The 21,697-nt window shown below is 69.1% G+C and carries 19 protein-coding genes and 1 other RNA gene; 10 read left to right on the top strand and 10 right to left on the bottom strand.

Annotated elements, in window-relative coordinates; all coding sequences use genetic code 11:
- The 6 genes from ASF22_RS12315 to ASF22_RS12290 all read right to left on the bottom strand — a co-directional run bounded on the left by ASF22_RS12315 (position 1) and on the right by ASF22_RS12290 (position 6,275).
- Complete coding sequence (locus tag ASF22_RS12315) at positions 1-1,215, bottom strand: FAD-dependent oxidoreductase (RefSeq protein WP_056264669.1); 1,215 nt, start codon at positions 1,213-1,215, stop codon at positions 1-3.
- Between the two features lie 9 nt (positions 1,216-1,224).
- Positions 1,225-2,019 carry an ABC transporter ATP-binding protein gene (locus tag ASF22_RS12310; protein WP_056168452.1) on the bottom strand — a complete coding sequence of 265 codons (795 nt, stop codon included), beginning with the start codon at positions 2,017-2,019 and terminating at the stop codon, positions 1,225-1,227.
- Between the two features lie 10 nt (positions 2,020-2,029).
- Entirely contained in the window at positions 2,030-2,899 is an 870-nt protein-coding gene (gene ntrB, locus ASF22_RS12305) for a nitrate ABC transporter permease (RefSeq protein WP_056168449.1), read from the bottom strand.
- Positions 2,899-4,188: a CmpA/NrtA family ABC transporter substrate-binding protein gene (locus ASF22_RS12300; RefSeq protein ID WP_056168446.1), complete on the bottom strand. Its 1,290-nt coding sequence runs from the start codon at positions 4,186-4,188 to the stop codon at positions 2,899-2,901. Before ASF22_RS12300 ends, ntrB begins: the two co-directional genes overlap by 1 nt.
- A 460-nt stretch (positions 4,189-4,648) precedes the next feature.
- Positions 4,649-5,674 carry a CmpA/NrtA family ABC transporter substrate-binding protein gene (locus tag ASF22_RS12295; protein WP_056264666.1) on the bottom strand — a complete coding sequence of 342 codons (1,026 nt, stop codon included), beginning with the start codon at positions 5,672-5,674 and terminating at the stop codon, positions 4,649-4,651.
- A gap of 13 nt (positions 5,675-5,687) precedes the next feature.
- On the bottom strand, positions 5,688-6,275 hold the full coding sequence (locus ASF22_RS12290) for an ANTAR domain-containing protein (RefSeq protein ID WP_056168611.1): 588 nt from the start codon (positions 6,273-6,275) through the stop codon (positions 5,688-5,690).
- A 284-nt stretch (positions 6,276-6,559) separates the two neighbouring features.
- Between ASF22_RS12290 and ASF22_RS12285 the strand changes: the two genes are divergently transcribed.
- From ASF22_RS12285 to pgl, 6 genes are all read left to right on the top strand, one after another.
- Complete coding sequence (locus ASF22_RS12285; RefSeq protein WP_156647690.1) at positions 6,560-7,198, top strand: hypothetical protein; 639 nt, start codon at positions 6,560-6,562, stop codon at positions 7,196-7,198.
- Positions 7,199-7,353: 155 nt separating this feature from the next.
- Positions 7,354-9,264 (top strand): glycoside hydrolase family 15 protein, encoded by a 1,911-nt coding sequence (locus ASF22_RS12280; protein ID WP_082483677.1) that lies wholly within the window; start codon positions 7,354-7,356, stop codon positions 9,262-9,264.
- 120 nt (positions 9,265-9,384) lie between these two features.
- A complete protein-coding gene (tkt, locus tag ASF22_RS12275; protein ID WP_056168438.1) occupies positions 9,385-11,460 on the top strand; it encodes a transketolase in 2,076 nt (691 codons plus the stop codon).
- 126 nt (positions 11,461-11,586) lie between these two features.
- Positions 11,587-14,439: a bifunctional transaldolase/phosoglucose isomerase gene (locus ASF22_RS12270; protein ID WP_056264660.1), complete on the top strand. Its 2,853-nt coding sequence runs from the start codon at positions 11,587-11,589 to the stop codon at positions 14,437-14,439.
- A 148-nt stretch (positions 14,440-14,587) separates the two neighbouring features.
- Complete coding sequence (gene gnd / locus ASF22_RS12265) at positions 14,588-15,562, top strand: phosphogluconate dehydrogenase (NAD(+)-dependent, decarboxylating) (RefSeq protein WP_056264657.1); 975 nt, start codon at positions 14,588-14,590, stop codon at positions 15,560-15,562.
- A 59-nt stretch (positions 15,563-15,621) separates the two neighbouring features.
- The gene (pgl, locus tag ASF22_RS12260) at positions 15,622-16,344 is read left to right on the top strand and encodes a 6-phosphogluconolactonase (RefSeq protein ID WP_056264648.1); all 723 of its coding nucleotides are present in this window, start codon (positions 15,622-15,624) and stop codon (positions 16,342-16,344) included.
- A 3-nt stretch (positions 16,345-16,347) separates the two neighbouring features.
- Here the strand turns inward: pgl and ASF22_RS12255 are convergent, their stop codons facing one another.
- The gene (locus ASF22_RS12255; protein WP_082483676.1) at positions 16,348-17,001 is read right to left on the bottom strand and encodes a hypothetical protein; all 654 of its coding nucleotides are present in this window, start codon (positions 16,999-17,001) and stop codon (positions 16,348-16,350) included.
- 379 nt (positions 17,002-17,380) lie between these two features.
- Between ASF22_RS12255 and ASF22_RS23820 the strand changes: the two genes are divergently transcribed.
- From ASF22_RS23820 to ASF22_RS12245, 3 genes are all read left to right on the top strand, one after another.
- On the top strand, positions 17,381-17,551 hold the full coding sequence (locus ASF22_RS23820) for a hypothetical protein (protein ID WP_156647689.1): 171 nt from the start codon (positions 17,381-17,383) through the stop codon (positions 17,549-17,551).
- Between the two features lie 255 nt (positions 17,552-17,806).
- Complete coding sequence (locus ASF22_RS12250; protein ID WP_056168604.1) at positions 17,807-18,193, top strand: hypothetical protein; 387 nt, start codon at positions 17,807-17,809, stop codon at positions 18,191-18,193.
- 44 nt (positions 18,194-18,237) lie between these two features.
- The gene (locus ASF22_RS12245) at positions 18,238-18,891 is read left to right on the top strand and encodes a general stress protein (RefSeq protein WP_056168426.1); all 654 of its coding nucleotides are present in this window, start codon (positions 18,238-18,240) and stop codon (positions 18,889-18,891) included.
- A 163-nt stretch (positions 18,892-19,054) separates the two neighbouring features.
- Here the strand turns inward: ASF22_RS12245 and ssrA are convergent.
- Positions 19,055-19,428, bottom strand: a transfer-messenger RNA (tmRNA) gene (ssrA, locus tag ASF22_RS23090).
- A 38-nt stretch (positions 19,429-19,466) separates the two neighbouring features.
- Entirely contained in the window at positions 19,467-19,817 is a 351-nt protein-coding gene (locus tag ASF22_RS12240; protein WP_056264645.1) for a hypothetical protein, read from the bottom strand.
- Between ASF22_RS12240 and ASF22_RS23815 the strand changes: the two genes are divergently transcribed.
- Entirely contained in the window at positions 19,804-19,968 is a 165-nt protein-coding gene (locus ASF22_RS23815; RefSeq protein WP_156398795.1) for a hypothetical protein, read from the top strand. The two genes, ASF22_RS12240 and ASF22_RS23815, sit on opposite strands and share 14 nt — an antisense overlap.
- Positions 19,969-20,159: 191 nt before the next feature.
- Here ASF22_RS23815 and ASF22_RS12230 read toward each other — a convergent pair whose 3' ends face one another.
- Positions 20,160-21,587, bottom strand: a complete 1,428-nt coding sequence (locus tag ASF22_RS12230; protein WP_056264643.1) for a DEAD/DEAH box helicase family protein — start codon at positions 21,585-21,587, stop codon at positions 20,160-20,162.
- Positions 21,588-21,697: the final 110 nt, after the last annotated feature.

The raw sequence follows: 21,697 nt of genomic DNA, 5'->3' as shown, positions 1-21,697 counted from the left end.
TCAGGCTGCGAGGGGTTGGGGGGCGGTTCGCCCGAACATCAGGTCGTCGCGATGCGCCGCGACGGAGGCGCCGGTGCGGATGAGGTCCTTGCACCAGCCCTGCTCGGCGATGTCGCCGACGAACACGGCGCCGAGCAGCCGGTCGTCGGCGACGATGAGCTTGCGGTAGAGACCGAGGCCGGGATCGCTCATGAGGATCGTCTCGGAGCCCTCCGGCGCCTCGATGGCGCCGGCCGAGAACACCGGCAGGCCCGAGACCTTGAGGCTGGTGGCGAGCGACGTGCCCGCATAGGCCGCCTCCTCGCCGACGAGGTGGCGGCTCAAGGTCTCGGCCTGCTCGTAGGCGGGCTCGACGAGGCCGTAGATCTGGCCGCGATGCTCGGCGCATTCGCCGAGCGCGAAGATGCGGGGATCGGACGACTGCATCCGGTCGTCGACCTTGATGCCGCGGCCCACCGCGATCCCGGCATTCTGGGCCAGGGCCACGTTGGGACGCACCCCCACGGACATCACCACGAGGTCGGCGGGCAGCACGGTGCCGTCCGACAGGATCAGGCGCTCGACTTTTCCGTCACCCTCGACGGTGGCGGTGTCGGCCTTGAGCAGCACCTTGACGCCCCGCGCCTCCATGGCGCGCTTCACCAAGCCGGCGGCGGCGTGGTCGAGCTGGCGCTCCATCAGCCGGTCCATGACGTGGAGAAGCGTGGTGTCGACGCCCAGGCGCGCGAGGCCGACGGCGGCCTCGAGCCCCAGGAGGCCGCCGCCGATGACGATGGCGCGGGCGTGCTCCACGGCCGCCTTGCGGATGGCCGTCACGTCCGCGAGATCGCGGAACGTGAGGACGCCGGGCAGGTCCATGCCGGGCTTCGGCAGCCGGATCGGCACGGAGCCGACCGCGAACACGAGCCTGTCGAAGGGCAGGACGTGGGTCTCGCCGACCATGACGAGGGCGTTCTCGCGGTCGACCTGCGTCACGGGGGCGCCGGTGATGAGGCGGATGCCGTGGCTCTCGTACCAGTCGAGGCCCCGGAACGCGCAACCGGCCTCGTCGACTTCGCCGCCCAGCAGCGACGACAGCAGGACGCGGTTGTAGGCCGCCTGCGGTTCGGCGCCGACGACGGAGACGTCGTAGCGCCCCGGCGCCCGCTCGGTGAGGCGCTCCAGAAACCGCAACGACGCCATGCCGTTGCCGATGACGACCAGCCGATCCTTCATCGCCGCGTCTCAGGCCGCCATGGCCGGCTTGGCGTGCCGGGCATAGAGGAACTCGAGGACGGCGGCGCGGGCGTGGGTGTAGGTGGCGTCCTCCACGAGATCGAGGCGGCGGCGCGGCCGCTCGAGATCGACGGTCAGGATCTCGCCCACCGTGGCGGAGGGGCCGTTGGTCATCATCACGATGCGGTCCGAGAGCAGCACCGCCTCGTCGACATCGTGGGTGATCATGATCACGGCGTTCTTCAGCCGCGCATGGATGTCCATGAGCGAGTCCTGGAGATGCGCCCGGGTGAGCGCGTCGAGGGCCCCGAACGGCTCGTCGAGGAGCAGGACCTTCGGCTCCATGGCCAGCGCCCGGGCGATGCCGACGCGCTGCTTCATGCCGCCCGAGATCTCGCTCGGGCGCCGGTCGGCGGCGTGGGTCATGTTCACCAGCGCCAGGTTGTGGTCGATCCAGGCCCCACGCTCGGCCCGCGATTTCTTGCCCTTGAAGACCTTGTCGACGGCGAGCGCCACGTTCTCCCGCACCGTCAGCCAGGGCAGGAGCGAGTGGTTCTGGAACACCACGGCGCGGTCGGGGCCGGGGCTGTTCACTTCCTTGTCCTCGAGCAGCACGCCGCCGGTCGAGGCCTTGAGCAGGCCGGCGACGATGTTGAGGACCGTCGACTTGCCGCAGCCGGAGTGGCCGATGAGCGAGACGAACTCGCCCTTGTCGATCTTCACGCTGACGTCGCGGAGGACCTCGTTGGTGCGGCCGCCGCGGGTGAAGGAGATGCCGACGTTCTCGATGCTGAGATAGGTCATGGGATGATCCTCAGGCCGTCGCGGTGCCGCGGGTGACGAGATTGCCGACGAAGGCGACGAAGCGGTCGAGGATGAAGCCGATGATGCCGACATAGACGAGGGCGACGATGATCTCGGAGATGTGGGAGGAGTTCCACGCGTCCCAGATGAAGAAGCCGATGCCGACGCCGCCGATGAGCATCTCGGCCGCCACGATGGCGAGCCAGGACAGGCCGACGCCGATGCGCAGGCCGGTGAAGATGTACGGCGCCGCCGAGGGCAGCATGATCTTGGAGAAGAACTCCAGCGGGTTGAGGCGCAGCACCGCCGAGACGTTGCGGTAATCCTGCGGGATGTTGCGGATGCCGACCGCCGTGTTGATGATGATCGGCCAGATCGAGGTGATGAAGATCACGAAGATCGCCGACGGCTGGCCGTCCCGGAAGGCGGCGAGCGAGAGCGGCAGCCAGGCGAGCGGCGGGATCGTGCGCAGCACCTGGAAGATCGGGTCGAGGCCGCGCATGGCCCATTCCGACTGCCCGATCAGGGTACCGACGAGGATGCCCACCACGGTGGCGAGGGCGAAGCCCAGGGCCACGCGCTGGATGCTGGCGGAGATGTGCCAGAACAGGCCCTTGTCGGTGCCGCCGTTGTCGTAGAACGGGTGGGCGATGATGTCCCACGCCTCGGTGACGACGCGCGAGGGCGGCGGCAGGCCGGCGCCGGGGCGCGAGCACAGCAGCTCCCAGATCACCAGGAAGGCGATGAGCACCACCACGGGCGGGATCAGGTTTTTCGCGATGGTGTTCAGGGTGGCCATCGTGACGAACGGCGCGCGCTTGGGCTTGGCGGCCGCCTTCGCGATGGCGGGGCTGGCGGCGATGGTGGAGGTGTTGGCCATCACGCGGTCCTCTTGATGCCGAGGCTGGACAGGTAGGCGGCGGGATCGGCCGGATCGAAGACCTTGCCGTCGAAGAACGTTTCCTTGCCGCGCGACGTGGAGGTCGGGATCGCGGCGACGCCGAGGGCCTTGGCCGCTTCGCGCCAGATGTCCTCGCGGTTCACCTTGGCGATGAGGGCCTTGGTGTCGGTCTGCGCATCGAACTTGCCCCAGCGGATGTCCTCGGTGAGGAACCACAGGTCGTGGGACTGGTACGGGTAGGAGGCGTTGTCGGCGAAGAACTTCATGATGTGCGGGCTGTTCTCGACCATGCGGCCGTCGCCGTAATCGATGGTGCCCTTCATCCGGCCGGCGACGTCGGCCACCGGGATGTTGATCCACTGGCGCTTGGCCACGATGGCGGCGAACTCGTCCCGGTTCTCGGGCTTGTCGCACCACATCTGCGCTTCGAGCACCGCCATGGTCAGGGCTTTGGCGGCGTTCGGATGCTTCTCGACCCAGGAGGCCCGCATGGCGAAGGCCTTCTCGGGGTGGTCCTTCCAGAGTTCGCCGGTGGTGAGCGCCGAGTAGCCCAGGCCCTGCTGCACGAGCTGCGCGTTCCACGGCTCGCCGACGCAGAAGCAGTCCATGGTGCCGACCTTCATGTTCGCCACCATCTGGGGCGGCGGCACGACGATGGTCTCGATGTCCTTGTCGGGGTCGATGCCGCCGGCGGCCATCCAGTAGCGGATCCAGAGGTCGTGGGTACCGCCCGGGAAGGTCATGGCCGCCTTCACGGACTTGCCCGAGGCCTTCTTCTTCTCGACGGCCGCCTTGAACACCTTGGAATCGAGCCCGACCTTCTGGTCGAGGTATTCCTTGGCCACGGAGATGCACTGGCCGTTGACGTTGAGGCGCGCCAGGATCTGCATCGGCACCGGGACGTTGTTCTGCGTCACCCGGCCGGCGGTGATGAGGTAGGGCATCGGCGAGAGGATGTGGGCGCCGTCGATGCCGTTGCCCTCGGAGCCGAGCACGAGGTTGTCGCGGGTGGTGCCCCAGCTCGCCTGCTTCAGCACCTCCACGTCGGGCATGCCGTGCTTGGCGAAGAAGCCCTTCTCCTTGGCGACGAACAGCGGACCGGCATCGGTGAGGGCGATGAAGCCGAGCTTGGCTCCCTTCACCTCCGGGCCCGCCCCCTGCGCGAAGGCGCCGCCCGGGAAGGCCGTCCGGGCGAGTGCCGCCAGGGAGAGGGTCGCGGCGGCCCCCTTCAGGACATTGCGCCGGCTGTTGCGAAAACCATCACTCATCGAAACCGGAATCCTCGCCAGGACTGCAAAGCGCCAAAACAGAAAGCCGCCGACCAAGCACATCCGTCGGACGCATAACGGTGCGTGCCTTGGGGAGACTCGGGTCAGCGGCTCTGCCGACGGATAAGGCCCGTCGTCGTTGACGGGCCTCCAGCTCCTAGCAGGAGGCGTGCCAGGACGAAGGGACGGCCTCCGTGCGTGCGTCCCGGCGATCCTGTCGGGGATCCTGCGCGCGACCTAAGCGGATGCCAGTTCTGGAATTTTTCGAGTTTGTCTCAGGCCCCTCCGTAATGGTCGGGCGAGACGGGCCCGAGCGCGACCCACGGCCTCACGGACCTGTGATTCCACGTGCCGGAACCATATCGTCCTCCAACTCGGTGGAGAGCCTCTCTCCCGCACTGCACAATCCGCGTGCAGAATGCCGGTGGCACGGGCATGTGCTCGCCCAGTGCGAGCCGCATCAATCCGGCAGAGCGTCGTCGTACAGATCCGGGCGATAGAGGGCGTGGGCGCGCTCGCTCACATCGGGCGTGGCGACGATCTGGCCGGCCTCCGTCATTCGGTCGAGGAGCCAATCGACCTGGGCGGGCCTCGGCCGCTCGGCCGTCTCGCCGAACAGGACGAAATCCGGCGCGTCCCGTCGCGTGCCGTCGGGATCCACCACCACCGTGCCGGCCAGGGCGCGGCGGACGAGGGCGGGCGCGATGGCGAGGTGGTCCGGCCGCGCGAGCAGGCGTGCGAGTTCCTCGTGGTTCTCGTGCCGCGCGCACCAGCGGCCGGCCCGGTGCACCGCCCGCACCAGGGCTCCGCAGGTCGGCGCCGCGTAGGCGGGCAGGGCCAGCACCTTCTCGGGGCAGTCCGGTGCGAGCGCACAGCCGAAGGCCGCGATCCGACCGTAGCCCTCCTCCACCGCGAGGCTGTTCCAGGGACTTCCCGCGCAGAAGCCGTCGATGTGGCCGTCCCGCAGGGCTTCGGCGATGCGCGGTGGCGGGATCACCACCATCCGCACCGTCCCATCGAGGTCGAGGCCGCCGCGCGCGGCGAACAGGCGGAGCTGATAGGTGTGGCTCGAGAACGGATGCACGGTGCCGAGGGTCAACGGAGCCCCCTGCCCCGCGCGCGCGCGGGCCACCCCGGCGAAGGCCGAGGCCACCGTGTCGAGGCCCTCGTCCCCCGGTCCGTCGCGCATCATGTCGGCCCAGAGCGGCCGCGACACCGTGATGGCGTTGCCGTTGAGGTTGAGGGCGAGGGGCACGGCGAGGCGCGTCTCGGGTCCGCTGATCCCGAGGCTGCTGGCCAGGGCCAGGGGCGCCAGCATGTGGGCGCCATCGAGGTGGCCGAGGGCCAGCCTGTCGCGCAGGGTCGCCCACGAGGGCTCGCGGACGAGATCCACCGCCAGCCCCTCGGCCGCGGTGAACCCGCGCTCCACGGCGACGATGAGTGCCGCCGCATCGACGAGGGGAACGTATCCCAGAGCGAGTCTCATCTGACCACGGCTCTCATCCGAGCAGATCCGCCGCCGTGACGATGGCGCGGGCGATGTCGGCGATCTTGCGCTTCTCGTTCATGGCTTTCCGCCGCATCAGCCGGTAGGCCTCCTCCTCGGGGAGGCCCTTGGCCGTCATCAGGATGCCCTTGGCCCGCTCGATGAGCTTGCGGTCGGCGAGTTCGCCCCGCGCCTCCAGCAGTTCGCGCTGCAGCCGCGCGAAGGCGTTGAACCGCAGGATCGCGACATCGAGGATCGAGCGGATGCGCTGCGGGTGCAGGCCGTCGACCACGTAGGCCGAGATGCCCGCATCCACCGCCGCCTGCATCATCGGCACGTCCGAGCGGTCGACGAACATCGCCACCGGCCGCTCGACGTGGCGCGACAGGCCGGACATCTGCTCGAGGATGTCGCGGCTCGGGCTCTCGACATGGATCACCACCACGTCGGGGTTCAGGGCGGCGACGCGGGCGGGAAGATCGGCGGTGTCTGGCAGGATCACCACGCGGGCGATGCCGGCCGCCGCCAGGCCCTCTTCGAGGATCGCCGCGCGCGCCGGGCTCGGGTCGATCACGGCCACGGTGAGGGACGGCTCGGTCATCGGTGTCCGAAAGCGGGGCTGGGTGTCCGAAGCGAAGGGCGCGGGGTCCGACATTGGGGGAAGGCCGCCCTTCCGCTGATCGCACGGCCTCACGATTCTCGGCAAGGCGAGGTTTTGGGCACGGGCGGTTCGTCGTGTCGGCAACGGCCTCGGCCCGAAGCAGCGGGGAGCGGGACGCATCGCGCCCGGCGTGGTTTACCTTTGCGAAAGGAAATAGCCCAGCTTCCGCCGTAAACGGCGCCGCTAATGGGGTTTCGAAGACGATGGATTGCGAGGACGCCGGCATGACGGAGCGAAGCCAGTGCGGGTGTGCCAATGACGGCCTCGCCATGGATGCGACCTCCGGCGTCACCCCGCCCCTGCTTCCCACCCTCGTTATGGCCCTCGTGCTCGGCGCGGCCTCGCTGTTCTGCCGCGAACCGGAGGTGCCCGCCCCGGCCCCCACGACCCTCGCGGCGCGGATCGCTTCGGCGCCCGCGACCCTGGTGTCCGAGGCCGTTCCCGCGACGCCCTTCGTGCCCGCCGCCCTCACCTTTCCGCGCCAGTTCCCCCTGATGGTGGCGGCGCACGTCGCCGCTCCGGCACAAGGCACTCCCCCGGCACAAGGCACCGTCGCGGCGCCCGCCGTCGCGCAGCACCGGCCCTCCGGGCCCCGTGTCGCCGCCCTGCGTCGGCCCGCCCCCGCCAAGGCCATTGCCGCCCCCGCTGCGGCGCAGCACGCCGATCCCGTCGGGACCGTGGCGCAGGCGGAGGTGCCCGTCGAGGAGGGCGGCCTCCTGCCCGATCTCGCCCTGCCCTTCGCCCCGGCGATCCGGGCCGTGGGCCGGGCTCGCGATTTCGTCGGCGTTCAGGGCGCTGCGGCGCGCACGCAGGCCTCTGCGCTGGGCGGCGCGGTGGTGGACTTCGTCGGGACCCTGCGCTGAACGCAGTCCGGTTTCACCCCGGTTTCGCCGCCCGGCTTCGGGCAATCGCCGAATGGACCCTGGACCCTGCCCCCTCGGGGGACTAGGTGGACGCCATCGATGGTGCGGCGCCACGCGGCGGGGCCCATCGAGAGGTGGCCGCGACGAGGGCGTGAATGGCGGGACGGATCGAGGATTACGCGCTCGTCGGTGACGGCCGCACCGCTGCCCTGATCGGGCGCGACGGCAGCGTCGACTGGCTGTGCTGGCCCCGGTTCGATTCCGCCGCCTGCTTCGCCGCCCTCCTGGGCACCGAGGATCACGGCTTCTGGAAGCTCGGCCCCGCCGACCCGGCGGCGAAGACCTCGCGGCAGTACCGGACCGGCAGCCTCGTCCTCGAGACCGAACACGAGACGGAGGCCGGATGCGTCCGGGTGACCGACTACATGCCGGCCAACGACGGCTCGCACCTCGTGCGCATCGTCGAGGGACTGCGCGGCGACGTCGCCATGCGGATGCATCTCGCCGTACGGTTCGATTACGGCTTGGCCGTGCCGTGGGTGTCGCACAACGAGCTCGGGGACCTGCGCGCCATCTCGGGGCCGCACAAGGTGGTCCTGCGCACCCTCGTGCCGCTCCACGGCGAGGGCCAGACTACGGCGGCCGATTTCACCGTGGCGGCGGGCGAGAGCGTCGCCTTCACCCTGAGCTACGGCCCCTCGCACGAGGACGACCCCCCGCCGGTGCAGCCGCGCAAGGTGCTGTTCGAGACCGATCGCCACTGGCGCGACTGGTCGAACCGCTGCGCCCGCGGCACGCCGTGGGACGCCATCCTGCAGCGCTCGCTGCTGACCCTGAAGGCGCTGATCTACCATCCCACCGGCGGCATCGTCGCCGCGCCCACCACCTCCCTGCCGGAGGACCTCGGCGGCGTGCGCAACTGGGATTACCGGTTCTGCTGGCTCCGCGATTCCACCTTCACCCTCATCGCGATGATGGATGGCGGCTACCTCGACGAGGCCCGCGCCTGGCGCGACTGGCTCGTGCGGGCGGTGGCCGGCAACCCCGAGCAGGCCCACATCCTCTACGGCATCGCCGGCGAGCGCATGCTGCCGGAGATCGAACTCGACTGGTTGCCCGGCTACGAGAACTCGAAGCCCGTGCGCATCGGCAACGCGGCCGTCGAGCAGTTCCAACTCGACGTGTACGGCGAGATCTTCGACGCCCTCTACCAGGCGCGCCAGCGCGGCCTGCTCGGCGATGCCGATGGCTGGCGCGTCGGCCTGGCGCTCCTGCGCCACCTCGAGAAGGTCTGGAGCACGCCGGACGAGGGCATCTGGGAGGTGCGCGGCGGGCGCCGGCACTTCGTCCATTCCAAGGTGATGGCCTGGGTGGCCTTCGACCGGGCGATCCGCTCCCAGGAAGAGGGCGAAACCCGCCCAGGGGCGCCGGTGGAGCGCTGGCGCGAGATCCGCGACCAGATCCACGCCGAGGTCTGCGAGAAGGGCTTCGACACGGAGCTGAACAGCTTCGTGCAGTCCTACGGTTCGAAGCGCCTCGACGCGAGCCTGCTGCTCATCGCCCATATGGGGTTCCTGCCCCAGCACGATCCGCGCGTCGTCGGCACCGTCGAGGCCATCGGCCGGACCCTCATGCGCGACGGCTTCGTCCTGCGCTACGACACCGAGGACCAGACCACGGACGGCCTGCCGGGCGACGAGGGCGCCTTCCTGCCGTGCAGCTTCTGGTATGCCGACAACCTCATCGGGCTCGGCCGCTGCGAGGAGGCCAGGGCCCTGATCGAGAAACTCATCGGCGTCTGCAACGACGTCGGCCTCGTCTCGGAAGAGTACGACGTGAAGGCCAAGCGCCTCGTCGGCAACTTCCCACAGGCGTTCAGCCACGTCACATTGGTGAACACCATCCTGAACTACAGCCGCGCCAACGGGCCGGCCCGGGAACGCAGCGCGGGCGCGGAGGATGGAACCGGGTCCGAGGGGGCATGCTTCCAGGGGGACGAGGCCGGCGAGGCCAAGGTCGACCAAACCAAGGTCGACGAAATCAAGGCGGTCGAGATGTCGGCCTGACGGCCGGCACTATGGGAATCGAGGTGGGCGGGTCCGGCGTCGCGTCGGCGACCCCCCACGGGACGAGGGCCGGATCCGCGGCGCGGGCGGCCCAGGCGACACGAAGGAAGACGTGAGATCATGAGCGGAGCCGACACCAAGCCGAGCGAGGCCCTGAGCCCCATCGACAAGCTCAGCATCGATACCCTGCGCACCCTCGCCATTGATGCCGTGCAGAAGGCGAATTCCGGCCATGCCGGCGCCCCGATGGCGCTCGCGCCCGTGGCCTACACCCTGTGGAACCGGTACCTGCGCTACGATCCGGCGCATCCGCACTGGCCCAACCGCGACCGCTTCGTGCTCTCGGCGGGCCACGCCTCGATGCTGCTCTACGGCCTGCTGCATCTCGCCGGCGTCGCCCAGACCGACGGCGGCAACGAGCCGGCGGTGTCCCTCGACGACATCAAGAACTTCCGCCAGCTCGACAGCAAGACGCCGGGCCACCCGGAATACCACTTCACCACCGGCGTCGAGACCACCACCGGGCCGCTCGGCCAAGGGGTCGCCAACTCCGTCGGCATGGCCATGGGCGGGCGCTTCCTCGGCGAGACCCTGAACCGGCCCGACCTGCCGCTGTTCGACTTCAACGTCTACGCGATCTGCTCGGACGGCGACCTGATGGAGGGCGTCGCTTCCGAGGCCGCCTCCATCGCCGGGCACCTGCGCCTGTCGAACCTGTGCTGGATCTACGACAACAACACCATCACGATCGAAGGGCATACGGAACTGGCCTTCTCCGAGGAGGTCGCGACACGCTTCCTCGGCTACGGCTGGCAGGTGCTGCGGGTGGCCGACGCCAACGACGTCCACGCGATCTCGGGGGCCCTGGAGACCTTCCTCCAATCCAGTGACCGGCCGACGCTCATCGTCGTCAACTCGATCATCGGCTTCGGCGCCCCGAAGAAGCAGAACACCTCCAAGGCCCATTCCGACGCGCTGGGCGAGGAGGAGGCCCGGGGAGCCAAGCGCGCCTATGGCTGGCCCGAGGACGCGCAGTTCCTCGTGCCCGAGGGGGTGCGCGAAAACTTCCAGGCCGGCATCGGCGAGCGGGGCGCGGCGCTCTTCGCCGACTGGGAACGGTTCATGGGGCAGGCCAAGGCCGCCGAGCCGGCGCTGGCCGAGGAGATCGACGCCCTGCACGCCGGCCGCCTGCCCGCGGGCTGGGACCGCGACATCCCGGTCTTCCCGGCCGACGCCAAGGGCATGGCGACGCGCGAATCGTCGGGCAAGGTCCTCAACGCCATCGCGAAGAACGTGCCCCACCTGCTCGGCGGTTCGGCCGATCTCGCCCCGTCGAACAAGACCAAGCTCGAATTCGAGGGCGCCGGCACCCTGACGCCGTTCGAGCCGGGCGGCCGCAACATCCATTTCGGCGTGCGCGAGCATGCGATGGGGTCCATCGTCAACGGCCTCGGCCTCGTCGGCCTGCGCGCCTACGGCGCCACCTTCCTGGTCTTCGCCGACTACATGCGCCCGCCCATCCGCCTCGCGGCCCTGATGGAGCTGCCGGTCTTCCACGTCTTCACCCACGATTCCATCGGGGTCGGCGAGGACGGGCCGACCCACCAGCCGGTGGAGCAGCTCCTCACCCTGCGGGCGATCCCCGGCCTCGTCACCCTGCGCCCGGCCGACGCCAACGAGGTCGCGGAAGCCTACCGGGTGATCATGGGCTTGAAGGACCAGCCGGCGGTGCTGGCCCTCTCCCGCCAGCCCCTGCCGACCCTCGACCGCTCGCAGTATGCGAGCGCCGCCGGAACCGCCAAGGGCGCCTACGTGCTCGCCGACTGTGAAGGCACGCCCGACGTGATCCTCATCGGCACCGGTTCCGAGGTGCAACTCTGCGTCGGCGCCTACGAGGCCCTCAAGGCCGAGGGCGTGAAGGCCCGCGTGGTCTCGATGCCGTCCTGGGACCTGTTCGAGCGCCAGGACGAGGCCTACCGCAACTCCGTCCTCATCCCGGACGTGCTGGCGCGGGTCGCCGTCGAGCAGGGCTCGGTCATCGGCTGGGACCGCTACGCCGGTTCCGCCGGCACGATCATCGGCATGCACACCTTCGGCTCCTCGGCGCCGATCAAGGACCTGCAGGCCAAGTTCGGCTTCACCCCCGAGAAGGTGCTTCAGGCCGCACGCGACCAGATCGCGCGGCACAAGAAGTAGGGTTCGGGGGTTTCTCGAAGGTGGGATGCGCTCCCCTCGTTGGAGGGGCGCGCATCCCGACACGATGGCTGAACGGCGCTCCCCCGCGTGAGCGCCACGCACCGCGACGGACGACGAGGAGTTTCCATGAATCCGCTCAAGGCTCTCTTCCCCGAACAGGGCCAGGCCGTGTGGCTCGACTTCGTCGCCCGCGGGTTCGTCCTCGACGGCAAGCTCAAGGCCCTGGTGGACGAGGACGGCCTGCGCGGCGTGACCTCGAACCCGTCGATCTTCGAGAAGGCCATCGGCGGCTCGCAGGAATACGATGCCGCCCTCAAATCGGTGATGGACCAGGGGGACGCCCGGGTCATCGACCTCTACGAGGGCTGCGCCATCGCCGACATCCAGGCGGCGGCCGACGTGCTTCGGCCGGTCTACGAGGCGAGCGACGGGGCCGACGGCTACGTCAGCCTCGAGGTCTCGCCCTACCTCGCCCTCGACACCGACGAGACCCTGGCCGAGGCCCGGCGGCTCCACAAGACGGTGGCGCGCGACAACCTGATGGTGAAGGTGCCGGCGACCCGTGAGGGCATCCCGGCGATCCGGGCGCTGACCGCCGACGGCATCAGCATCAACGTCACCCTGCTGTTCTCGGTGGAGACCTACGAGGCCGTGGCCCGCGCCTTCATCGACGGCCTGGAGGAATTCGGCGCCAAGGGCGGCGACGTCTCGAAGGTGGCGAGCGTCGCGAGCTTCTTCATCAGCCGCATCGATGTGGCCGTCGACAAGGCCCTCGACGACAGGATCGCCGCCACGGAAGGCGCGGATGAGAAGGCCGCGTTGGAGGCTCTCAAGGGCAAGGTCGCCATCGCCAACGCCAAGCTCGCCTACCAGCGCTACAAGGCGGTCTTCGCCGAGCCGAAATGGCAGGGCCTCGCTGCCAGGGGCGCGAAGGCGCAGCGCCTGCTGTGGGCGTCGACGGGCGTGAAGAACAAGGCCTATTCCGACGTGCTCTACGTCGAGGAGCTCATCGGCCCAGACACCGTCAACACCATGCCGCCGGCCACCATGGACGCCTTTCGCGATCACGGCACCGTGAAGGCCGCCATCGAGACCGACGTTCCTGGGGCCAAGGCCGTGATGGACGGTTTGGCCCGTGCCGGCATCGACATCGAGACGGTCGGCGACCAGCTCGTGGACGAGGGCGTGCAGCTCTTCATCGACGCCGCAGACAAGCTCCTCGGCGCGGTCGCGGGCAAGCGCATCGACTTCCTCGGGCCCAAGCTCGACGGCCAGACCCTGGTGCTCCCCGAGCCCATCGCGGCGGAAGCCAAGAAGGCCGTGGAAGCCTGGCGCGCGTCCGGCGCCATCCGCCGCCTGTGGGCCCACGACAAGACCGTGTGGTCGAATGCCGACGAGGACACCTGGCTCGGCTGGCTGCGCATCGTCGAGGACGAGCTCGCCCGCGTCTCCGACTACGCCGCCTTCGCCGACGACGTGCGCCAGACCGGCTTCACCGACGTGGTGGTGCTCGGCATGGGCGGGTCGAGCCTCGGCCCCGAGGTGCTGGCCGAGACCTACGGCACACGCGAGAGCTTCCCACGCTTACGCATCCTCGATTCCACCGACCCGGATCAGGTGCGCGAGACCGAGGCCGCGATCACCCTCGAGACGACGCTGTTCATCGTCGCCTCGAAGTCCGGCTCCACCCTGGAGCCCAACGTCTTCCGCGACTACTTCCTCGGCCGGATGAAGGCGGCGGTGGGCGAACGCGCCGGAGCGCATTTCGTCGCCGTGACCGATCCCGGCTCGGCCATGGAGGCGGCGGCCAAGGCCGACAACTTCCGCAAGATCTTCTACGGCGTGAAGCAGATCGGCGGACGCTACTCCGTGCTCTCGGCCTTCGGCCTCGTGCCAGCGGCGGCTTCCGGCATCGACGTGAAGGCATTCCTCGACACCGCCCGCACCATGGTCCGCTCCTGCGGACCGGCCGTGCCGCCGGCGCAGAACCCCGGCGTCCTCCTCGGAACGGCGCTCGGGGCCGCCGCGCTCGCAGCCGGGCGCGACAAGGTCACGTTCATCGCCTCCCCGGGGATCGACACCTTCGGCGCCTGGGCCGAGCAGCTCATCGCCGAATCCACCGGCAAGGACGGCAAGGGCCTGATCCCCATCGACGGCGAGCCCGTCGACGTGCCGGCCGTCTACGGCCTCGACCGGATCTTCGTGTACCTGCGCCTCGACAGCCGGGCCGACGCCCGTCAGGACGAGGCCGTGCGCAACCTCGAGCGCGAGGGCCATCCCGTCGTCCACATCACCCTGGCGAACGAGGAGCAGCTGCCGCAGGAGTTCTTCCGCTTCGAGATCGCCACGGCGGTGGCCGGCGCGATGCTGGGCATCAATCCGTTCGACCAGCCCGACGTGGAAGCGAGCAAGATCGAGACGAAGAAGCTGTTCGACGCCGCCGAGGCGAGCGGGTCCCTGCCCGCCGAGACGCCGCTCTTCTCCGACGACACCCTCGCGCTCTACGCCGATGCGAAGAACGCCGAAGCCCTGCCCCAGGCCGGCGAAGGTCTCGACGCGGCGTTGAAGGCGCACCTCGCCCGCACCAAGGCCGGCGATTACGTCGCCCTGCTCGCCTACGTGGCGCGCAACCCGAAGCATCACGCGATCCTGCAGGATGCCCGCGTCGCGCTGCGCGACAAGACCCGGCTCGCCACCTGCCTCGAATTCGGCCCGCGCTTCCTCCACTCCACGGGGCAGGCCTACAAGGGCGGGCCCGACACTGGCGTCTTCCTCCAGATCACCGCGGACCCGTCGGAGGACCTGTCGATCCCGGGGCGCAAGCTCGGTTTCGGCACCGTGGTGGCGGCCCAGGCGCGGGGTGATTTTGCGGTGCTCGCCGAACGGGGCCGCCGGGCCCTGCGGGTCCACATCAGGGGCGGCGACGTCGAGGCCGGCCTGAAGCGCATCGCCGCCGCGCTGAAGGCGGCTTTGGCGTAGGGCGGGCAGTTCGACGTTCCAGCGCTGCGTCATTCCGGGTCCGCCTCTGGCGCCCCGGAATGACGGCGCCGGTGATGAAGAGCCTTCTATTGGTTGTTTCGGCGCGGGGCCTCGGCGCCCCGCGTTCCTCACGCGACGGAGATCACCCATGCAACTCGGCATGATCGGCCTCGGCCGGATGGGCGGAAACATCGTCCGCCGGCTGCTGCGCGACGGGCACACGGCCGTGGTGTTCGACCAGAGTCCGGAGGCCGTGGCGGCCCTCGTCGCCGAAGGCGCTACCGGCGCGGCGAGCCTGGAAGAGTTCGTCGGCAAGCTCGATGGGCCGCGCACCGCCTGGGTGATGCTGCCGGCCGGCGCCGTCACGGAGGGCACGGTCGCCACCCTCGCCGGCCTCATGGCCGCCGACGACGTGATCATCGACGGCGGCAATTCGTTCTACAAGGACGACATCCGCCGCGCCGCCGACCTGAAGCCGAAGGGCATCCATTACGTCGATGTCGGCACCTCCGGCGGCGTCTGGGGCCTGGAGCGCGGCTATTGCATGATGATCGGCGGCGACGCCGCGGCCGTCGCGCGCCTCGATCCGATCTTCAAGACCTTGGCGCCGGGCCCCGGCACCATCCCGAAGACCCCCGGCCGCGAGGGGCGCGATGCCCGCGCCGAGGACGGCTACATCCATGCGGGCCCGAGCGGCGCCGGCCACTTCGTCAAGATGATCCACAACGGTATCGAGTACGGCCTAATGCAGGCCTATGCCGAGGGCTTCGACATCCTCAAGCATGCGAACTCGACGGACCTCCCCGAGGGCCAGCGCTTCGACCTCAACATCGGCGACATCGCCGAGGTGTGGCGCCGCGGCAGCGTCGTCTCGTCCTGGCTCCTCGACCTCACGGCCGGGGCACTCGCGGGTGACGAGAGCCTGTCGAACTTCTCGGGCTTCGTTGCCGATTCCGGTGAAGGTCGCTGGACCCTCAATGCGGCCATCGAGGAATCCGTGCCCGCCAACGTCCTCTCGGCGGCCCTCTACGCCCGCTTCCGCTCCCGCGAGGATGCGAGCTACGCCGACAAGCTGCTGTCCGCCATGCGCAAGGGGTTCGGCGGACACCAGGAGCCGAAATAGGGGCCGCACCGCATCCCCTTCGATCGACGCGCCGAGACCTTCCGAAACGAGGAGCCGCGATGATCCCCCTGCCCGACGATGCAGACCTTCTCGCCGATGCGGACGCCGTGGCACGGGCGGCGGCGGACCGGTTCGTCGCCCTCTGCGAAGCATCGCCCGAGGGGGCCATCGCCGTCTGCCTCTCGGGCGGTTCGACGCCGAAGCGCCTCTACGCCCTGTTGGCTCGCCCCGAGTATGCGGACGCCCTCCCCTGGGCGCGCCTGCACTGGTTCTTCGGGGACGACCGGCACGTGCCGTGGGACGATCCGGAGAGCAATGTCCGCGCCGCCCAGGACGCATTCGGGGATGCGCCGATCCCGCCCGGGCACCTCCATCCCATCCCCACGGGGGGTGCCTTGGAGGCCGACGCCGCCACCTATGAATCGGTACTGAAGGCGTTCTACGGAGCCGAGACCCTCGATCCCGACCGCCCCCTGTTCGACCTCGTTCTCCTCGGCCTCGGCGAGGATGGGCACACCGCTTCGCTGTTCCCGGGCAAACCGGCCGTCGAGGAAAGCGGCGCCTGGGTCGCTCCGGTGCCGGAGGCGGGCCTCGCCCCGTTCGTTCCCCGGATCACCCTGACCTTCCCGGCCCTCGCATCCGCGCGGCATGTTCTGGTGTTGGTCACGGGGGCGTCCAAGCGACGACCGCTCGAGCGCCTCGCCGATGGCGAAGACCTGCCGGCGGCCCGCATCGCCGGACCGGTGACGTGGCTCCTCGATCGCGCCGCCGCCGACGCCTGACGATCAGTTCGAGGTCGCGACGATCCACGGCGAGATGATGCGCATGGACGCCGTCTCGGCCTGGACCGGGGCGACGGCGGTCGGCGAAACCTTGCGTGCCTGGGCCGTCATCCGCCGGGCTTCCGCGGCCGGGATCGCTCCGGCGGGCATCACCATGGCGGAGAGCAACGTCCGGGTATGCCTGTCGATGAAGGCGGACCGCCCGATGCTCTCGAAATCGCGCGCCGCGTGGCGCTTGTCCGGATCGCCGGTGAACACCTTCACGCCGTCCTTCAGAACGACGATGTCGCCGGGTCGCAAGGTCGGATCCTTCATGAACGCGGCGGCGGCACCCGCGCTCATGTCCAGGGGCACTTGGCGGTCGCCGACGTGGAGCTTGAGCGGTTCTGCCTTCGGCAGGGCGGCGTAGCGCGTCATCGGGCGTGGCCGCCTGTTCAGGGCCCGGGCGGCACGGCGGACATCCGTCTGACGCGCGCCCAGGGTGTCCGGTGCGGGCACGGGTTGCACCGCCGCGGGCGGGCTCGGCTGGAACAGTCGTTGGAACAGGCCGCCCAATCCGTCATCGGCCGCGAAGGCGGGCCTCGGCAGGGCGAGGCACAGGCTGGCGAGGAGGGTGGCGGCAGCGGCGCCACGCACGAAAGGCCGGGCTCGGGTCATGGGAATTCGGCTCTCGTTGTCAATCCCCGCTGCACGCTGGGATGAGCCGTTAACGGATCCTCAATCTGAACAGTTCCCACCGATTCGTGGGGTTTGTCGCGAATGCTTAGGATCGTCTGAGGCCGATCGGGCGAATTCCTCCGGCGGGTCGGGAGGGCCGACGGCCGGACTCCGGATATAGCTCTTCCCGCCACCGATAGACCCTCGATGCATCCGTCGTGAGGCGGGAGCGCAAGGCGGCATGCAAGGCCACACCGACGACTTTTTATTGGAACATGGGAAACGATTGGCATCTGACGACTTGAACGTCCCTGTGACTCATCTCTCCCGGCGAATGGATCGCCGCGATGGGAGAGATCGCCCCGGGAGCAAGCGGTCCGTGAACGAAACCAATTCCCTTCTCTATTGCGGTGCCGCCGCCTTCGATCCCGTGACCTACGGCGTCGCCCAGGGCCTGTCCGAGATGTTTCCGCCCGTGGAGCACCCGGCGGGACTCGCCGGCGACGAAGCCATGCCGCAGGACGTAGAGGGATCGGACGCCGCATCCTGATCCGCTCGGACGCCCGCCGCCGCGCTCGGGTGCTCGGCACAGCAAAGCCACCGTATCGGGAAGGATCAGGTTCATTCGGCGGGGGACGGTTTTTCGTATCCAAGTCGGATTAGGCCCGATCGCTACGGTGAGCCGGCGAACGACGTCCGGTCAAGCGCATGCATCGTAGCGATCAAGACTGACCCAATCGCTTTGCAAGCGGAACGATTGGGCGATCCCGTTGATTGATTGGGTCCTCAGCTCAAGGAGAATACCGTGAACCGGACCCTGCAAACCCTCGCTATCCTGACGGTCCTCGGCGCCGGCCCGGCCTTGGCCCAGACCACCGTGACCGGAACTCCCGCCCCCGACGCCAAGTCCAGCGCCACGTCCGGCGGCCAGGAGGCCGTGACCCGGCCGAACACCGACAAGCCCGATGCCACCAAGCCCGGAACGGCCCACGCCGCCACGGGTGCGAAGCTCGAAGAGGGCGCGAACAGCTTCACCGAGGCCCAGACGCATCACCGCCTCACGGAAGCCGGGTACAAGGACGTCAAAGGTCTGACCAAGGACGAGAAGGGCATCTGGCGCGCCAACGCGATGCTCGACGGCAAGCCCGTCAAGGTCGGCGTCGATTTCAAGGGCAACGTCGCCGCGCAGTAAGCGCGACCTCGACCAATCCTTCACGATCCGAACAGGAGTCCACCATGGCACACCAGACCATCACGGCCCTCTACGACAATTACGATGATGCGAGCGCCGCCGTCGCCAAGCTCGAAGCGCAGGGCATTCCCCACAGCGACATCAGCATCGTCGGCAGCAACGAGGGCGATCGCCACAGCGGACGCGTCGGTACGCACGCGACCACGACCGGCCACACCGACACGACGGAGAGCGCGGCCACCGGCGCCGGTACCGGCGCGACCGTCGGTACGGTCCTGGGCGGTGCCGCCGGCCTCCTCACCGGTCTCGGTCTGCTCGCCATACCGGGCGTCGGCCCCGTCGTCGCGGCCGGCTGGCTCGTCGCCACCCTCACGGGTGCCGGAATAGGCGCGGCAGCGGGCGGTCTGGCCGGTGGTCTCACCGGTGCGGGCCTGAGCGAGACGGATGCGCACACCTATTCCGAGGGCGTGCGCCGCGGCGGCACCCTCGTGACGGTGCGCGCGGACGAGACCCGCTCGGCGACCGTCATGGACGTTCTCGAGGAGCATGGCTCCATCGACATCGACGAGCGCGCTCAGGGCTGGCGCGCCGAGGGTTGGACGGCACCGCAAGCCGCTTCCGCCGCGCATCCGAGCGCACTTCCGAGCGCTGCCGACGGACGGACCCGCGTTCGGGCATACCCGTCGAACCCCGTCTAAGGTTCGCGCCGCTTCGGTGAAAGACAACGCCCCGCGATCCGTCGCGGGGCGTTTTTCGTGACCGAACCCCCGGTCGCGCCACGCACGCGAAAGAACCGCACCGCACTTCGTGCGATCCGGATGCTGACAGGGCTGCAAGGAGAAAGATGGGTCCCGGAGCCGAAGCCCCGGGTTCTGTTTCGACGGTTACCCTACCGCAAGATGCTTACGCCGCGAGGCGGGCATCCATGACAACGTTATCGTTGGCATTTAGAGTTTTGGTCAGATGCCTGGAATAGGGGTTACCTACGCCAAACCGGTCGAAACCTTACCGACAGTCGCATCGTATCCCACCGAAGTGAGACTGAACTCGCGATCCCTTTACCGCCCAGTCGATCCTATTTCGCCCCCATCAGAAGCCCAACGCTACCCGGATGTCCCGCGATGGGCTTTTGGTGGAGGCGCCGGAGTACTGCCCTCCGGGTCCTGAAACGTTATTATGAACCGGTCATCAACCGCACTTGGAATATAGGTGATGCCTCGCCCCGGGTCCAGTCCGGGCTGCACCAAAACGATGCCCGCGGTCCGCTCCCGCCCTATGCCGTCTCATCTTGGCCGGCGTACCAGTCCGCGTAAGGCGTGTTGCGCGCGAGGCGGCGGTTGAGATCCGGCGCCCCATCCGTCCACCAGACCGGCCCACGCTCGCCGAGACCTCGCTTGGCGCGATCGACGGCCGCTCGGGCGTCCGCGACGGCGGCCGCGTCGTCGCCCTTTCGGCCGGCCTTCACCGCACGCCGGGCATCCATGAGACCGTGCACGAGACGATCGCGGACATCTGCGGGCAGATCCGGCCGGGCCCGCCGCCAAAGCCGTCCCCGCACGACGATGTAGCGACCGTCCGGCGTCTCCAGGACCCGACGGTCAGGCGCGGGCGTGACGCTGTTCATCGATGAGCGCCTCGACGGCCGCGATGGTATTCTCCAGATCGGCGATCCGGCGCAACATGCTGTCGGGTGGCAACATGGCGACTTTCGCAGCGTCCAGGATGAGATCGCGCTGAGCATTCTTCAGGCGGTCGAGAAGAGCTTCCAAGTCTGACATGGGCTCGCCTTACGGCATCGCTCGGCAAAGTGGAATCCGATTCTGGCGAAAGCCGACCCGGCCAACGACTGCCTGCGGACTTGTCCGCAACGTCGTTCGCCGATCCGGTTCATCGGACGACGTTTCGCCGGAAGCGTCGAAGCCAGTCTCGGAAAGCGCTCGGAATTCGCATCGGTCGGAAACAGAGATCAGAGGTCGCAAGGCTCGGGGGACCGTTCGATGAGGACCGCAATCGCATCGAGCAGCGCCGTGTCCTCGCCGGCCATCGCGTCCATGGCTCTCATGCGGCGTAGGACCGTACCGGCGATGGCTTCCTCCACCGTGGCTTCCGCGAACGCGTAGTAGATCGTCGCCTGCTCCCCGTCGCGATGGCAGCGGCCCTCGATCTGTGCGACCTGGATCGCGCTGTGGCGCATGTCGTGGATGACGAGGGCACGCACCGCCTCGCCCCCCGCCATCTCGTTGCGGTGGAGCGAGATCGATTCCGTGACGGTGAAGACCATGACGTCGCGTGCGCCGGACTGGAATGCCACCCGTTCGCTCTCGTTCGTCCCGGCGTCCCGCGTTCCGTCGATGCTGCCCACACGCCAGCCGCGTCGGGCTAGAATTTCGTTGAGGGCGGCGCCCGTTTCCAGGAAGGCGACGGAGATCGCCACAGCCTGGCCGGCTTCGAGCAAGGTCTCGACGAAATCCGCCGTGCCGTCGACGCGCAGAAGGCTGGCCTTCTGCCGAAAGCGCAGATCGGCCGCCCACCCGGCCGGGCGGCGGCCGCTCCCGCCGAGCAGGCCCCAGGCCCGGCGAAACTCCCGCCAGTTGGCATCGTAGAGCCGGCGCGCCGCTGGATCGAGGGCGGTGGCGGCGAGCTCACGCTGCACCTCGGGCCAACCGGCGATGTCGCCCGGACGCCGGCGCAGGCCGATGGCCTTCGATCCCCCATAGAGAAGATCCGCCATCACGGCGCAGTCGCGCGCATTGGCGGTCCAGCTCCAATTGACCCACCGGCCCTTCGCCCCACCGATGCCGAGGCTTCGCAGGAGGATGCGGAAGTCGGCCAGGGTCTCGCAGGGCGAGCCGGCGGCAGCCCCGAGGAGTCGGCCGAGATAGGACAGTTCGTGCGGCGCCTGACCCGCGGTGGCACTGAGATAGACCGTGAAGGTGGCAGCTTCCGCGATCTGGCGGCAGACCAGGCTCTGTTGGGCCGTCGGATTGCGCAGGCGGTGGCTCTCGTCGAAGACGACGAGGGGCCAGGTCCGTTTCAGGACCCCGCGTTTGGCGAGTTCGTTGTTCTTCGCCCGTGTCGACCGTTTCGTGCTCGTGGCCGGGGGAGCCATGAGCGATTTGGTGCGCTCGTAATTGATGAGCGTCACGGCCTTTGGCGCCAGGCCCGCCTGCGCGATGGTCCGCCGCCATTGCGGCATGGCGCCCTTCGGGCAGACGATGAGGATCTCGGATTCAGGCATGCGCGCCAGGGCGCTCCACACCGACAGGGTCTTTCCCAGCCCCGTCATGTCTCCGAGCAGGAAACCGGGTTTCCTGTCGGCCCGCGCCTCTAGGATGGTCCGAGCCGCCTCCTCCTGATGCGGACGAGGAACGAGGAGGTCTGGCGACTCGGCAATGGGACGGGCTCCTTGGCACAGCGAAAAGCCCCCGACCGTGAGGTTGGGGGCTTTTGGTTTGTTGTTGTGATGTTGGTTGCGGGGACAGGATTTGAACCTGTGACCTTCAG

Source organism: Methylobacterium sp. Leaf87 (assembly GCF_001422775.1).
In the GTDB taxonomy this organism is placed as follows: Bacteria; Pseudomonadota; Alphaproteobacteria; order Rhizobiales; family Beijerinckiaceae; genus Methylobacterium.
This window is presented reverse-complemented; position numbering and strand designations above follow the sequence as displayed.